The organism is Lysinibacillus sp. IITD104 (assembly GCF_036698265.2).
Taxonomy (GTDB): domain Bacteria; phylum Bacillota; class Bacilli; order Bacillales_A; family Planococcaceae; genus Lysinibacillus; species Lysinibacillus boronitolerans.
Window position 1 is genome coordinate 3962462 of record NZ_JBAHYH020000001.1, and the last position, 14571, is coordinate 3977032.

The 14571-nt window shown below is 37.2% G+C and carries 14 protein-coding genes and 1 riboswitch; all 14 genes read right to left on the minus strand.

The window, feature by feature from the left end; genetic code table 11:
* Positions 1–182 precede the first annotated feature (182 nt).
* Positions 183–746, minus strand: a complete 564-nt coding sequence (locus tag V1L66_RS19935) for a cob(I)yrinic acid a,c-diamide adenosyltransferase (RefSeq protein ID WP_004231536.1) — start codon at positions 744–746, stop codon at positions 183–185.
* 12 nt (positions 747–758) lie between these two features.
* Positions 759–2219 carry an adenosylcobinamide amidohydrolase gene (locus tag V1L66_RS19940; RefSeq protein ID WP_333006427.1) on the minus strand — a complete coding sequence of 487 codons (1461 nt, stop codon included), beginning with the start codon at positions 2217–2219 and terminating at the stop codon, positions 759–761.
* Positions 2216–3217, minus strand: coding sequence for an iron ABC transporter permease (locus V1L66_RS19945; protein WP_004231533.1), 1002 nt, complete (start codon positions 3215–3217; stop codon positions 2216–2218). Before V1L66_RS19945 ends, V1L66_RS19940 begins: the two co-directional genes overlap by 4 nt.
* Positions 3214–4182 (minus strand): ABC transporter substrate-binding protein, encoded by a 969-nt coding sequence (locus tag V1L66_RS19950; protein WP_036078226.1) that lies wholly within the window; start codon positions 4180–4182, stop codon positions 3214–3216. The genes V1L66_RS19945 and V1L66_RS19950 overlap by 4 nt, the downstream gene beginning before the upstream one ends.
* A gap of 130 nt (positions 4183–4312) precedes the next feature.
* A riboswitch (cobalamin riboswitch) is annotated at positions 4313–4496 on the minus strand.
* 57 nt (positions 4497–4553) lie between these two features.
* A complete protein-coding gene (locus tag V1L66_RS19955) occupies positions 4554–6221 on the minus strand; it encodes an acyl-CoA dehydrogenase family protein (RefSeq protein WP_333006425.1) in 1668 nt (555 codons plus the stop codon).
* A 1-nt stretch (position 6222) separates the two neighbouring features.
* Positions 6223–7725: a long-chain-fatty-acid--CoA ligase gene (locus tag V1L66_RS19960; RefSeq protein WP_333006424.1), complete on the minus strand. Its 1503-nt coding sequence runs from the start codon at positions 7723–7725 to the stop codon at positions 6223–6225.
* Entirely contained in the window at positions 7718–8107 is a 390-nt protein-coding gene (locus V1L66_RS19965; RefSeq protein WP_244905044.1) for a MerR family DNA-binding transcriptional regulator, read from the minus strand. Before V1L66_RS19965 ends, V1L66_RS19960 begins: the two co-directional genes overlap by 8 nt.
* A 234-nt stretch (positions 8108–8341) precedes the next feature.
* On the minus strand, positions 8342–10009 hold the full coding sequence (gene argS / locus V1L66_RS19970; protein ID WP_333006420.1) for an arginine--tRNA ligase: 1668 nt from the start codon (positions 10007–10009) through the stop codon (positions 8342–8344).
* Complete coding sequence (locus V1L66_RS19975; protein WP_016994175.1) at positions 10009–10440, minus strand: DUF1934 domain-containing protein; 432 nt, start codon at positions 10438–10440, stop codon at positions 10009–10011. Before V1L66_RS19975 ends, argS begins: the two co-directional genes overlap by 1 nt.
* Positions 10441–10596: 156 nt before the next feature.
* Positions 10597–11229, minus strand: coding sequence for a membrane protein insertase YidC (gene yidC / locus V1L66_RS19980; RefSeq protein ID WP_016994176.1), 633 nt, complete (start codon positions 11227–11229; stop codon positions 10597–10599).
* 23 nt (positions 11230–11252) lie between these two features.
* Positions 11253–11528, minus strand: a complete 276-nt coding sequence (locus tag V1L66_RS19985; protein ID WP_016994177.1) for a hypothetical protein — start codon at positions 11526–11528, stop codon at positions 11253–11255.
* A gap of 528 nt (positions 11529–12056) precedes the next feature.
* The gene (locus tag V1L66_RS19990; protein ID WP_258859106.1) at positions 12057–13064 is read right to left on the minus strand and encodes a hypothetical protein; all 1008 of its coding nucleotides are present in this window, start codon (positions 13062–13064) and stop codon (positions 12057–12059) included.
* On the minus strand, positions 13064–13813 hold the full coding sequence (locus tag V1L66_RS19995; RefSeq protein ID WP_333006418.1) for a hypothetical protein: 750 nt from the start codon (positions 13811–13813) through the stop codon (positions 13064–13066). Before V1L66_RS19995 ends, V1L66_RS19990 begins: the two co-directional genes overlap by 1 nt.
* Positions 13810–14352: a hypothetical protein gene (locus tag V1L66_RS20000; RefSeq protein ID WP_258859108.1), complete on the minus strand. Its 543-nt coding sequence runs from the start codon at positions 14350–14352 to the stop codon at positions 13810–13812. Before V1L66_RS20000 ends, V1L66_RS19995 begins: the two co-directional genes overlap by 4 nt.
* Positions 14353–14571: the final 219 nt, after the last annotated feature.

Genomic DNA, 14571 nt, shown 5'->3' on the forward strand with positions numbered 1-14571 from the left:
TTTTTCCAAGGTAGCATTTTTTTACTTTCCTTATCAATTTATACTTACAGAATATCATAGATTCAGTAAACGTTTGAACATTGCTAAAAAAAGCAAACAAGCCTCTATCCCTCATAGGGGAAAGGAGGCTTTATTATCTGACCTTTTAATATGACTACAAAAACATTTACTAAATCAAACTTTTATTTTTTAAAAACATTTCCGCTGCGAATATATTCAACATCCGCTACGTTTAAGCGCGCATTTACAACACGTGCAGCTGCAAATAAATAATCTGATAATCGATTTAAATATTTTTGTACAACCTTTGGCACATCTTCAACTTCTTTCATAAGCGTCACCATTTCACGCTCTGCTCGACGTGCAACCGTGCGGGCAATGTGTAAAGTTGCCGCTGCTGGTGCGCCTCCTGGTAAAATAAAACGTTGTAAAGGTGGCGCTTCGTCTGATAAAGCATCTATACGAGCTTCAAGTACTTCAATCGGTTGCTCTGTTAATTTATAATGGCGTTCTTTCATCACATTAGCAAGGTCTCCACCAGCATCGAACAGCTCATGCTGAATTGTTTCTAGGTCTGTTAAAATATCTTTAAAAAGCGCTTGATCTAATTCACTTACAGCCTTCCCAATAAAGGAATTTAATTCATCAATTGCTCCATATGTTTCCACACGTAAACTATCTTTATCAACACGTCCTCCAATAAGACTTGTTTTCCCCGTATCGCCTGTTTTCGTGTAAAGCTTCATTTCTCTCATCTCCTAAAACTGGTTTTTATAATTCCTAATCGCCTGAACTGTTGTTTCATAGACACCCTTTGCAATCATTTTACCAACTTCCGTAATTGGGCCACCATACAGCATTTCTTCCCCTTTTTGAGTTGCAGCAATTAACAGACTATCTGTAGCAGTACCTGTTGCAATGGTTCCACTGCGCTCATCACGAATATTTTCTGATTGCAACGCCTTTGTTTTTGCCTCAGTTGCTGTCATTAATGCCTGAAAAAATGCCTCTTCCGATAAACAACCATTAATGATAACCCATGTATTAATAGTACCAATATATGGCTCATCTTGTCTTTCATGCACCCGAGATACATCAACTGCATTGCCTACGCCAGCTGTTACAGCTACGATTAAACTGCCAAAAGGAGCTGAAAATTCATTAATGGCCACTAGAGCTGTTGGTACTGCTGTTAGCATAACAACAGTATTTGTAGGTGAAAAATTTTCCCTTTTTAAAAAATCACTAACTTCGCTTTTTACATCGCTGATAACATAATCACCAAGAACTGAGCGATTTAATAAGCAATTATGCCAGCCAATACCTGGGTTATGAACTGCAGAGGATACGGTCTTCAAAGGAAGCTCTGCTTGAAGTTTGATATATTGCTCGGTTATCGTAAAGTGCTCTTTTGTAATGACAGCGCGCTGCTGGTAGTTAGTAGCTGCCGGCATCATGGTAATTTGTGGTTTTGGTATTTCAGGATGTGCATATGTAGTCACCCGTGCTTGGTAAACTTCTTCAATTTGAGAGGCAATTAATACTTCATGGGGTACCCCCATTGCTCTCACTTGCCCACTCTCCATAAGTAACAATTCATCACAATAAAGCGACGCTAGATTCATATCATGTAGTACCATAACAACCGTTAAACCACATTCCAAAGCTTCCTTCCGAACCATATCTAAAATTTGACGTTGGTGTGCAATATCTAAATGATTAGTTGGTTCATCCAGTAATAGGATTTCTGCAGCTTGAGCTAAGGCCTGTGCTACAAATACCCTTTGTTGTTCACCGCCAGATAAAAATTCCATCGGTGTATGCTCATATCGCTTTACACCTGTTTGAAGCATAGCATGTTGAACAGCCTGCTCATCTTGTGTAGACCAACTTGAGAAAAAGCCTGTTTGATGCGGATAGCGCCCTAGTGAAACTGCCTCTCTCACACTGTTCGAGAAAGCATTTGCATGAAGCTGTGGTAATACAGCCATTTTTTTCGCCAAAGCACGAGCATTATAAGAAAGAATATTTTGTCCATCAATCGAAATGGTTCCAGCAGTAGCAGGTAAAATACCACTCATTACTTTTAATAATGTAGATTTCCCGCTACCATTCGGCCCTAGAATGCCAAGAATTTTCCCCTTTTCAACGGTAAAACTAATGTCCTTGACGATTGGTATATCTTCATAGCCACCTGATAGATGTTCAACAACAATCATGCCCGTACCCCCTTGCTTCTTCGCTGCTTATAAAAAATATAGGAGAAAACAGGTGCTCCAATAAATGCCGTAATTACACCAATTGGTAGCTCTCTTGGCACAATGATTGTTCGTGCTACTAAGTCGCAAATAATAAGTAATGTTGCACCATTAAAAAAAGATAATGGCAATAAGTGGCGATGATCAGAACCCCAAATCATCCTTGTCATATGCGGCACCACTAATCCTACAAAGCCAATTGTGCCAGAAACCGCTACAGCCGCTCCAGTTAACATGGAGCCACCTGCTAATATCAAATATTTACTGCGCTTTACATTAACACCTAAATGTTTTGCTCGCTCTTCACCATACAACAAAACATTTAGTTCTCGTCTTTGCGTCCATAGCATAATTGAACCTACAATCACAAATGGAATGATCATTTGGACATATGGCCAACCACGCATCGAAACAGAACCAAGTAGCCAGCCTATTACCTGACGTAATTCTTCACCAGATAAGGCAATCATTAATGAAATAAGGGAACCTAAAAATGAACTAAAAATAACACCTGTTAATATCAACGTTTCCATTTTCAATGAGCGGTCTACGAGTCTAGCAAAGCTCATAACAACTACCATCGTGATGATAGCACCAATCATACTGAAGGTTGGCAGCGCATACAAACCGACAACAGGTATAGAAATACTAAAAAAGATCGTTAAAACAGCACCAACAGAAGCCCCTGATGAAACCCCTAGTGTATATGGATCTGCTAATGGATTTTTTAATAAACCTTGGAATGCTGCTCCAGCAATAGCTAGAGATGCGCCTACTAGTCCCGCTAATAACACGCGAGGCAAACGAATTTTCCAAAAGATATTGGCGGCTGTTTCATCAACCGCCTTATTCCACAATACTTCTAGTGGAATATGAACTGAGCCTATTGCTACGCCACACCAGATGCTAATAAGAAGAAGCGTACATGTTAGTGTATAGGCTAGTGCTATTTTTTTCACTTAAATACCTCAGGATAGATCGCTTTTGCTAATTCTTCTAGACCTTCTGCTAAACGTGGTCCTTGACGACTTGTTGTGCTTTCATCTACCTGCACAATCGCATTATTTTTCACGGCATTAATCGTATCAAAGCCCGCACGTTTTGGTATCTTCGTTAAAATATCTGGTACATAATGATATGTCACCACGATGACATCTGGGTTTTTCGCGATAATTTGCTCTGCATCAATTTTATACCAATTATCGCCATCTACAGCTACATTCTCTGCATTGAGCATTTCAAGCATTGCATTCATAAATGTGCCATTACCAGCTGTATAAATATCTGGCTCATCCGATGCTTCAACTAACACTTTTTTTGGTTCAACGTCCTTGACTTTAGTCAAAATTCCTTCTACTTTAGCCTTCATATTAGCGACAATTTTTTCTGCCTCTGGTAATTTTCCTGTAGCACGTCCAAGCTGCTCAATTGTCGTATATGTTTCATTAAAGTCTTGTGCATTTTTTACTACAAATACTTTTAAACCTGCCGATTCAAGCTGTGCAATAGCCTCTTCTGAAAGAGACATGCTAGATTCGTGAGAAAAAACGATATCTGGTTTTAAGGCAATAATTTTTTCAATATCGTATTCCATGCCGCCAACCTTATCCTTCTCAGCTGCCTCTGGTGGATAATCGTCGTTGTCAGTAACACCAACTATTTCATCATTTAAACCGAGTCCAAAAAGAATTTCAGTGTTACTTGGAATAAGTGAAACAATTTTCTCCGGAGGTGCTTCGAGTGTAATGTCCTTACCAAGGGCATCTGTTATTGTCATTGGGAATGTTGCTTCATCCACCTGTGCCTTTTCTTGCTGTGTTTGCTGCTCATTAGCTGGCTTGTTATCCTTTGCTTCCTGTCCACAAGCAGCTAGCAAGCCCACTGCTAAAAATGCTGATAATCCTATTTTCCAAAATTTCTTCATGTGAATCCTCCTTGGTTGATCCGTGCGATATTTCTTATTCTAATCAAAATAATACCCCTCATCTTTGAAAGATGAGGGGTCAAAATCGCACCAAAAAACTGATACAAAATCCACCACCCTATCCTCGTAGGTTGTATGTCGTTATAAAGGCAGGTCTCCTGGCTAGTGCTGCTTGCGATTTTTCAAGCCTTCCCGAAATATTCAGTGGCATCATTTGAAAAAACTCACACTTACAGTGGCGGGACCGCATCGGAATTACACCGATTTCCCTTTTCACTTTACTTAAGTAAAGAACCTTTATAATATTCAGTTGATTTCATTATACATGAAAATGAAAGAAGTCGCCTCCATTCAAGACGACTTCCAAGCTATTATACAATTTCAGAAAAGTATTGGACTGTTTTCATTTGAGCACCCATTTCTCTTAATGACCATGTCTGCTCTAAATAAACGTCCGCAAGTTTTTCATATTTCCCACCAAATTTATGTGCCCATTCAACCGCTACAACACTTTCATAAAGATGAGCCATCTTTTTCGCCATATCTTTTGCTTCAAAAGTTTTCGTCGCTTCGTCTAAAGCGCTAAAGAGTTGTAGTTTCGCAGACATATCCTCCAATTTTTCTTTAACGATTTGTACCAATGAGCTGTCAGCTAATTTGTCTAATCGTTCCTTCATCTCATGTACAAACAATTCATGGGCATGGAACTTATCTACCAAACGAATGAGTTCTAAGGCCAAAATATTAGCCGTCCCCTCCCACACCGTCAACACTTGCGCGTCTCTTAATAAGCGTGGCGTTACAAAGTCTTCGATATAGCCATTACCTCCGTGTAATTCAATTGCCTCACTAGCATAATGAACGGCTTGCTCTGCCGTTTCCTTTTTCATAATGGCAATATATAAACGATTCATAATAAGGTCTTGCTGTGTTCCCTGTCCACTCGTCACTTTATCGTATAACTGAATAAGATCAAAAACTGTCGCTACCTCCACGTGCAACTTAGCTGCAAATTTACCTAAAGCATCCTGAATCATAGGGTATTGTGTTAAGGGCTTGCCAAATGCATGTCGATTGGTTACATAATGTTTTGCCTCTAAGAAGCCGCGGCGCATAATACCAATTGAAGCGACTGCATTACAAATTCTTGATAGATTTAGTGCTTCTAGCATGTAATAAATCCCTTTATTTTGCTCTCCTACAACATAGGCAAGTGCACCTTCAAATTCTACCTCACCAGAGGGAACAGCCCGAACCCCTAGTTTATCTTTCAGTCGGCGAATACGTAGATGATTCGCTGTTCCATCTTCTTTGCGCCATGGAACTGCAAACAACGTTAAGCCTTTGGAACCTGCTGGCGCATCTTCTAGTCGCGCCAATACCATCGCTACACCACACATGCCTGCATTGGAGGCAAAGTATTTTTCACCATATAGACGATACGCAGTGCCATCCTTTCTAGCCTCCACCACATTTGCACCAACATCAGAGCCTCCTTGACGTTCTGTTAAAAATGTCGCACCTTCATATAAATCTGTGTCACCTGTTGCACAAACATGTGGTAAAAAACGCTGCTTTACCTCTTCATCCGCATAATGATCTAATAGATAGGCAGTAGCCATCGTCAATGTTACGGGACAGTAAAAACCAGGCTCTGCATGTGATAGCATATAACCTTGCGCAAAGCTATAAACATAATTACCCTTGTGACCTAGCTGCGGAATATCCTTGTGTACATAACCGACAATCCCTGTATTATATGTCTCTTCAATCGTCTTTTTATAGCCATCATTAACCCAAACCTCTGATATCTCTTCACCATAGGCATCATATCTTTGAAGGCGAGGCTCTCCCTGTCGATCTGTATACTTTGCCCTCGTATCAATATCACCTGCACATAGCTCACCAAAATCTGTTAACTCTCGATGTGCATAGGATAAAAACTCTTTATCTAACATCATTTCTAATATTTTTTGAAGCGTTTCATCCTCGGTAAAAAAGTTCGAAGTACGCATTTCTTCTTGTTGTAATACTTTCATGCTATCTCACCTCTTGCCCCTTCAAAGATTGTTTTAATATTTTGCCTGATGCATTGCGTGGTAGCGCTTCCACTTTTTCGAAAATACGTGGTATTTTAAACTTTGCAAGATGTTCTTCTAAATAAGCTTTCAAAGCTTCCTCATCGATGTCTTGTTTAGCAGAATACACCGCCTTTACAGTTTCCCCCCATTGCGGATGTGGTACACCAATTACCGCAGCCTCGAATATCCCTTCAAAGCTCAATAAACAATCTTCAATTTCTTTCGGATAAATGTTGACACCACCCGAAATAATGACATCCTTTTTACGATCAACGATCCAAATAAAACCATCTTCATCCTTGCGAGCTAGATCTCCTGTTTTTAACCAACCGTCAATAAAGGCTTCATTAGTAGCTACTTCATCCTTATAGTAGCCAAGCATGTTGCCCTCACCCAACAAGACAATTTCCCCCACTTCGCCTACATTTACATCTTCTCCACTGTCATTCACAATACGCAACTCTGTACCAAGTGGCGCCCGCTGACCAATACTTCCTGCCTTTGCTTCATGCTCCTTGCCAAATAATAATGAACCACTTGGACCTGCCTCTGTTAATCCATATACACAAGTCAAATTATTTGTGCGGAATGCCTGCTGAATGAATCGAACCTCACTTTGAGATAACGGTGCCCCTCCATAGACCCACCATTTCATAGAAGACAAATCTGCCGAATGGAGTCTTGGCAGCTGTGCCGTTAATAAATAAGCAACAGGTGCACCAAAGAAATGTGTTGTTTTCTCCTTTTCAATGGAATCAATGAATAAATCGGGTGTAAAAGTTGGTGTTAATACATTTGTTGAGCCTACCAATACACCAGCCATTAAAAATAAATGTAATGGTGCTGAGTGTGTTAATGGCATCATGAGCAAAATACGGCTCTCAGGTTTTACCTCCATTTCAACAGCAATCATTTGCGCCACTGTTAAAATATTACGGTAGCTAAATAACACACCCTTTGGTTTTCCTGTCGTACCAGATGTATATAAAATCGTGGAAGGATCATCCTCCTGCAACTGACAATCAATCGTTTGTGTACTAGCATTTTGTAGCATTGTTTCATACTGATACCATCCTGCTTTTTCTTGACCTGTTTTAATTTTTATCGGAATACCAGCTAGCTGTTCAACTGCTGCAAAAATAGCCTCATGTACGACAATGGCCTTGGCTTCGGCATGCTGCGCCACGTACTCTACTTCCTGTAATGTAAACTTTGCATTGACTGGCACAACGATCGCTCCGATACGCTGAATAGCAAAGTAGCTAACAACAAACTCTAAAACGTTTGGCATAAAAATTAAAACCTTATCCCCCTGCCTTACTCCCTGCTCTAGTAAAGCATGACTGAAGCATGTCACCTGCTGATCTAAATCTTGATAGGTTACTCTTCTGCCATGACAAATAACGGCTTCATTTTTCGGATATTTACGGGCATTACGTGCTAACAAATTGGAACTATTCATCTTGCATCTCTCCCTTAAAAGTCGCTAATTTTTCACTAAACATGCCATGCATTTGTTGTAATTCATGTTTCATCTGCGTCAGCTCAGCTATTTTACTCTCAATCTCTTGAATTTTTTGTTCTCCGTATTCAACCGTTCGCTCTAGTTGCTGAATCCCCGAGCGATCAAAATCAAATAGTAAAACCATCTCTTTGATTTCTTCCAACGAAAATCCGTAACGCTTACCTCTGAAAATAAGCTTGAGCTTCGCCAATTCTTTTTTGGAAAAGGTTCGTTGATTGGTAGATGAGCGATGGGGACAAAGAAGTCCAAGTTCCTCATAATAACGAATTGTCCGCGTAGACACATTAAACTCCTTTGCTACCTCCTGAATCGTCTTCAAAACCATCTCCCCTTTCCTAATTGGCAACAGTATACCATTGACGTTAACGTAAACTTCAACAAAATTTTCGAAATTAACAGAAAAATAAAGTTTGAGACAGCTAATTCCCCACGGTCTATCCCATACTTTTGACACTCTATCCGTCACTTTTACCGTTATATCCGCCACTTTTAGCACTTTATCCAAGAAAAAAAAGCCCCAAACACTTTTAAATGTTAGGAGCTTAAAATCTAATTACATTTTTTCAGGTGCAGATACCCCGATTAAACGTAGTGCGTTCGCAATTGTTGTGCGCACTGCCGTGATTAATGCTAAACGAGCCTCTGTTAACTCTTTGTTTGAAGCATCTAATACTTTTTCTGCATTATAGAAGCTGTGGAATGCAGCTGCTGTCTCTTGAATATAGTTTGCGATACGATGTGGTGTGCGGTGTTTCGCTGCTTCAGCTACCACTTTTGGGAAATCGCCAATCTTTTTCAGTAAATCAATTTCTTTTTCTGCTGTTAACAAATTGAGGTGTACTGTTGTAGCAGCAAAGCCTTGTTCATTTGCTGAACGTAAAATAGACGAAATACGTGCATGCGCATATTGTGCATAGTACACAGGATTTTCATTAGATTGTGATACTGCAAGATCAAGATCAAAGTCCATATGAGAATCGCCAGCTGTTTTGACAAAGAAGTAACGAACTGCGTCAAGGCCAACCTCTTCTACAAGCTCACGCATTGTTACTGCATTCCCTGTACGCTTAGACATTTTGAATTTTTCACCGTTTTTATAAAGCTGAACCATTTGAATAACTTCCACTTCTAACGTATCACGATCATAGCCAAGTGCTTGAATCGCTGCTTTCATACGTGGAATATAACCGTGATGGTCCGCTCCCCAAATATTGATTAATTTATCGAAGCCACGGACAATTTTATCTTCATGGTAAGCAATATCTGGCGTTAAATAGGTGAATGACCCATCATTTTTAATTAGTACACGATCTTTATCATCACCAAATGTTGTAGAGCGGAACCAAGTGGCACCATCCTCTTCAAACACATGTCCATTAGCTTTTAATTTATCTAATGCTACTTCGATTTTCCCGTTTTCATATAGAGATGTTTCAGAATACCAGACATCAAAATTTACACGGAAGTTTGCTAGGTCTGTTTTTAATTTATCTAATTCTAAAGCTAAACCATGCTGACGGAAGAAGGCAAAACGATCTTCATCTGATTTTGCTAGAATCGCTTCACCATGCTCCTCAGCTAATTTACCCGCAATATCAATAATATCTTGCCCATGATAGCCATCTTCAGGCATCTCAGCTGCCATTCCTAATGCTTGTTTATAACGAGCTTCTAATGAGTAAGCTAAGTTATTAATTTGATTACCTGCATCATTAATATAATATTCACGAGAGACACTGTAACCAGCCATATCTAACACATTACATAAGGAATCACCAACAGAAGCGCCACGAGCATGTCCTAGGTGAAGATCTCCAGTAGGATTTGCTGAAACGAACTCCACTTGAATCTTTTCCCCAGCGCCAGCATTTGAGCGGCCATAGTCAGTAGCTTGCTCAAGCACCTGCGTAACTACCGCTGTTAGGAAATCTTTACGCACTGTGATATTCATGAAGCCAGGACCAGCAATATCAATCTTTTCAATATCTGTGCCTGTTGTATCAAGGTTTTCTAAAATAGCTTCCGCGATAGCACGAGGTGGTTTTTTAGCTAACTTCGTTAATTGCATCGCAATGTTTGTTGCATAGTCACCATTTGCTTTATCCTTTGGTGTTTCTAAGTGAATCGATAATTCTGTGCCAGACTCAACTAAGCCAGCTTTTTCAACAGCCTGCACGATCGCTGCTTTAATAGCCTGTTGTACTTGTTCTACTGCATTCATCATTGTACCTCCGTAAATGTAATATCTAATGTATAATTGCCAACCGATTGCCCACCCATTAGTAAATCGTACTGTACATGGAAATCTCCGCTTGTTGCCTGTTTTGTAAACATCATATTTTTCGTATCAATCACAAGTGGCATAGAACCAAACTCACTTTCATAATGCCCCTTTTGGTGTTCGATTATGTTCAGTGGTAACCGCATATTAACCGCTCCAGCACGCATAATGAGTGCCTTCTCATGACCTAACTTCATCGTTGTGCGGATAGTTTTATCCTCCTGCACCTCATCATATTTCAAATACAAGCTTCCCGCTTTTTCAAGTAGTTGCCCTTTGAGCCACATTTCATAACTTTCGGACTCCCCATCATTTGGACGAATGGTAGAAATGAGCTTAATGTTCACCTGCGATCTTACTTCGTTCGTCATAACGGATGCCCCTTTTTAGTCTTTTACTATAACCTTTTTATTATAGGATGAATACTTATGGTTTTTCAAGATAGAAGTGATGTAAAGCTCCATAACAAGTTTATTAGAGAAAATAAAAACCCTCTCCTTCCAATAACGGAGAGAGAGGATTTCATTTTATCTATACCATTTTTTTATAATCAATTGTTGAACGATTAACAATAAAGCACTAACAGTCCAATAGATGGGGATAATCGCTGGGTTGAACAGACTAAAAATGAGGATCATGATTGGATTAATAAATACCATTATCTTCATATTTAATGGTTGACTTTTCTCTAGGGCTATACAGCTTTGAATGAAATAAATCAAACAAGCAATCATCGAAATCCCCATATCAATCGTACCTAAATTCATCCAAAGGAAATTTTCACTGGCTATCACTGAATCTAGCTTAATTGCGTAGTACAGTGAAAATAATATCGGTAATTGAATGATAATTGGTAAACATCCTAATAAAGAACTTTTCAATGAATCTGAAGTTAGCTCTTGGATTTTATGTTGTACCATTCTTTTTTCAGATTCGCTTTGACTATTCTTATATTTGTCTGTAAGCGCATCTAATTCAGGCTTAATGGTAGTCATTAATTCTTTTGAGTGTTTTTGGTGTTTTGCCGATTGAATAAATAACGGCATAAGAATTAATCTGACTGCAATCGTTATGCCAATGACACTCACTGCATAGCTCCCTGTAAAAGAATGGATGAAATGAATGAGACTAATAATAGGTTGTGCTAAAAATGTTAACAATGGTTTTCCTCCTAGTTTATAGTTTAATTCAAACTAGGAGATACACTTTCTTCCTCATTGTTTTCTGACATTCTAATACACAATACAAACCACGTTAGCATAGGTGGAGTCCAAGTATTAGTGATATTATAGTCAACTTCAAACTCTTCGTCCTTCACTTCTTGAACGGTTATTTCATGAACAAGATACAGATGCAAATGAACACTTAGTACAGTTAAAACCAAAGATGCTAATAGCCAAAAGTATTCCATTGAACTGACAAAAATGAATAAATCATTAATGAGAAGTGACCAAATCATAATACTCCTCCTTCCTTTATTTAAATTGAAGAAACATACATTTTATTTTCAACAATCTTTCTCTCTTTTGTAATATATAAACTATTACCTATTTTATCTACGCAACAAAATAAAATAAGTTTCAATTTTATGCTAAGGCTCATTCTTCATTTCAAAAATATAAAATGGGGCTAGCTCATAGCTAACCCCATTCAACCAATCATATTTACAATGTCTTATTTATTTTACCCAGCCTAATATGGGACGGTTGCAAAGTGAACACGAAAGTCTAATGAACCATTGATATATCAACAGTTTAAGTATCTATCCAATTTTTTATAATGCAAAATACTGCTTGTAATAGCATTGTTTTGGGGCTAAGTGGGGCTAATGTGTGACTGAATGAGACTGGATAATAAAATGGCGAGCGTGTGTACAGGAATGGGTATGTAACCGAATTAGAATAAAGCGCTTAACTATAACGTAGTAAATAGTTAATAAATAAAAGAAAGATCGAATCATTAAATGACTGATTCAACCTTTCTTTTATTATGCTTCTTTTGCATCTTCAGACTTGATCAAAGCTTTAATTTCTTCTGCACTGATTCCATGAAAATCAGCTATTTCTTTTATAACTTCAAGACCCATATTCTTAGTAAAATCCTGCTTTGTGGTATCTCTTTTCCAAACTTCATCTTCACTAAAAATTTCATATAGTCTAGGTATAATAAAACCATAGATAATTATACTAGCTGCAATTTGTTTATCAATTCTTATATTCGGTATTGAACAACCAGGATTAATATAACATTCCGAACGATCATTTAGTATAAAATCTAAAGTATAATTCTGATACTTTAATACAACATGCAATGATCTGAAAGGGTGAAATTTACTAACAAAGGCTTTTGTTACTAACAACGATGGTGTATCCACACTATTCCCTTTAATAGTGTGATTTTCATCTGCAATATTACCTACAAAACCAGCAATATCCGATACTTCAAACCGTGGTTCTAATATTCCATTATCTTTTTCATGTTTAAAAAATAACCAATAAAACAAATCTGGATCTATCATATATTCTGTAATTTCGATTTCTCCTGCAGCAGTCTCTTTCAACTTATCACCAAATAGTTTTTTTGATTTATTTATTGAAATCAAATTAGTGGAGTTTAATATGACATAAATACGATCCCCAATTTCAAAAAAAACTGTCTGAATAGAATCCGTAATAGTACGTTGAGATTTAGGTAATAATTTACCTTCTTCATCAAACATGTTAACCTTTCTTCTAGAAGTCTCTATGAAAGTTTCCCTTACTAAATAACGAATTTGTATTTCATTTGGCAAAGTAAAATTTTGAATTTCCCCAGGGAAATCATCACTTCTACGCCATAATGAGAGCAATTGCTTTTCTTGCTCTGATAATGCTTCTAATACTTGTTCACTAACGTGCTTTATAGTACTTGAACAATTTATACTCAAAATCTTTTCTTCAACTTGTTCTAGAGTTTTAATCTCTTCGTTTATACTCAAAATAGTAGTACCTGCCACTAGTTCCTTTCCTCCTTAAGCATAATTTGTAGTTTGTTGCTATCTATTTTCACTAAATATCTATTAATTATTTTAAATACAAATCTCAAAATTTTAAAACTATGATAATGTGATCCTATTACATATTCCACTTGTGACTTGGGTGAATTGAAGTTCGTAGGACAAATAATTAGTTCAGGTCTTAATTCAATAGAATCTTCAATTTCCCCTGATTTTTGAACAACGTGAGTCCAATAAATTCTAGTATTCTCTTTTTTGTCTTTATATACAAAATTTTGATTACTTGGTTTTTCATCAATCCAACCATTACTTATTTCAGTTTGATAATATTCAGGTCTGTATTTAATAATAATATCGCTTTTCAAACAGTTTAATAAAATGTTGGTTAGTTTATTACCTCCACTTATATTTATATGAAATAAGTAAACAGCTTTTGCTTCCAACATTTTAGATGCAGAATAATTAATAAGAAGTTTTTTTATTTGATTATTTTTTATATTCTTGAAATTGACTTTAATTTCAACAGGCTTAAAAATAATTTCGAAAATTAACCACTCTAAAAAATTTATAGTTAAACTAGCAAACAATACAGCCAATGCAGCCAAAATACCGCGTTGTGCAGCTTGGGTGTTTATATCAAACTTTTGCAGGACACTAATGAAAAAGCCTTCCTGTTTTACAAAAACAAACCAAAGAGCTAATATGTTAGATCCGGCTTGAATCAAAATAGGTACAATTTTTTTCTTCAAATGGCAGTTGGCCCCTTTACTAAAAAATCAATTATCCGTAAATTTTCTTTTTTTAACGTGGATGAATTCTCAATAGTAATTGTTCCATTTGAAAAAATCCCAACTCTTTCTTGACTTTGATCACCTTTATCCAGATAAACTATTATACTTTGGATTTTCATACCAGCTTCTACAGCTTCTATAATAAGCTCTTTTATCTCATTATTACTCTCTTTCCATAGTGCTGATTTTAATTCCTGTACAATTTCATCGTCCTGTAATTGGTCTGCGTCATAGAAATTAATATCTTTTACACAGATATTTAATGTTTCCATCCTCTTGATTAATTCTATAAATTTAAAATCGGTCATAATATGCTGCTTAATTTTTGCATTTTTCAAGTGTTTACTAATGCCATTTATAAATTCACGGTAATGTTCCGGATCAACCCTAACACCAAAACTTTCTGAGGATTTCCCGATAATCACCGGCGCACCACCAACAATTTTACTAATATCCTTCAGGTTTGGATTTTTATAAAATAATTTGTAAATTTGCATTTTCTTCACCTCCACAATTTAAACAGCCCTAAGCATAAAAATTATACTTATCTTTTTAATTTTATGCTACCATTATCACCATTATTTATTCCACATATTCCGTTTAATTCCTTTAGAAATTTAATTCGAACGGGATATGTCTAACCATTCCTTTAATCACCTGACCATCCACAATGTGTATACCTTTTTGAATATTTACAGAATGATTTGTTTTTTTAT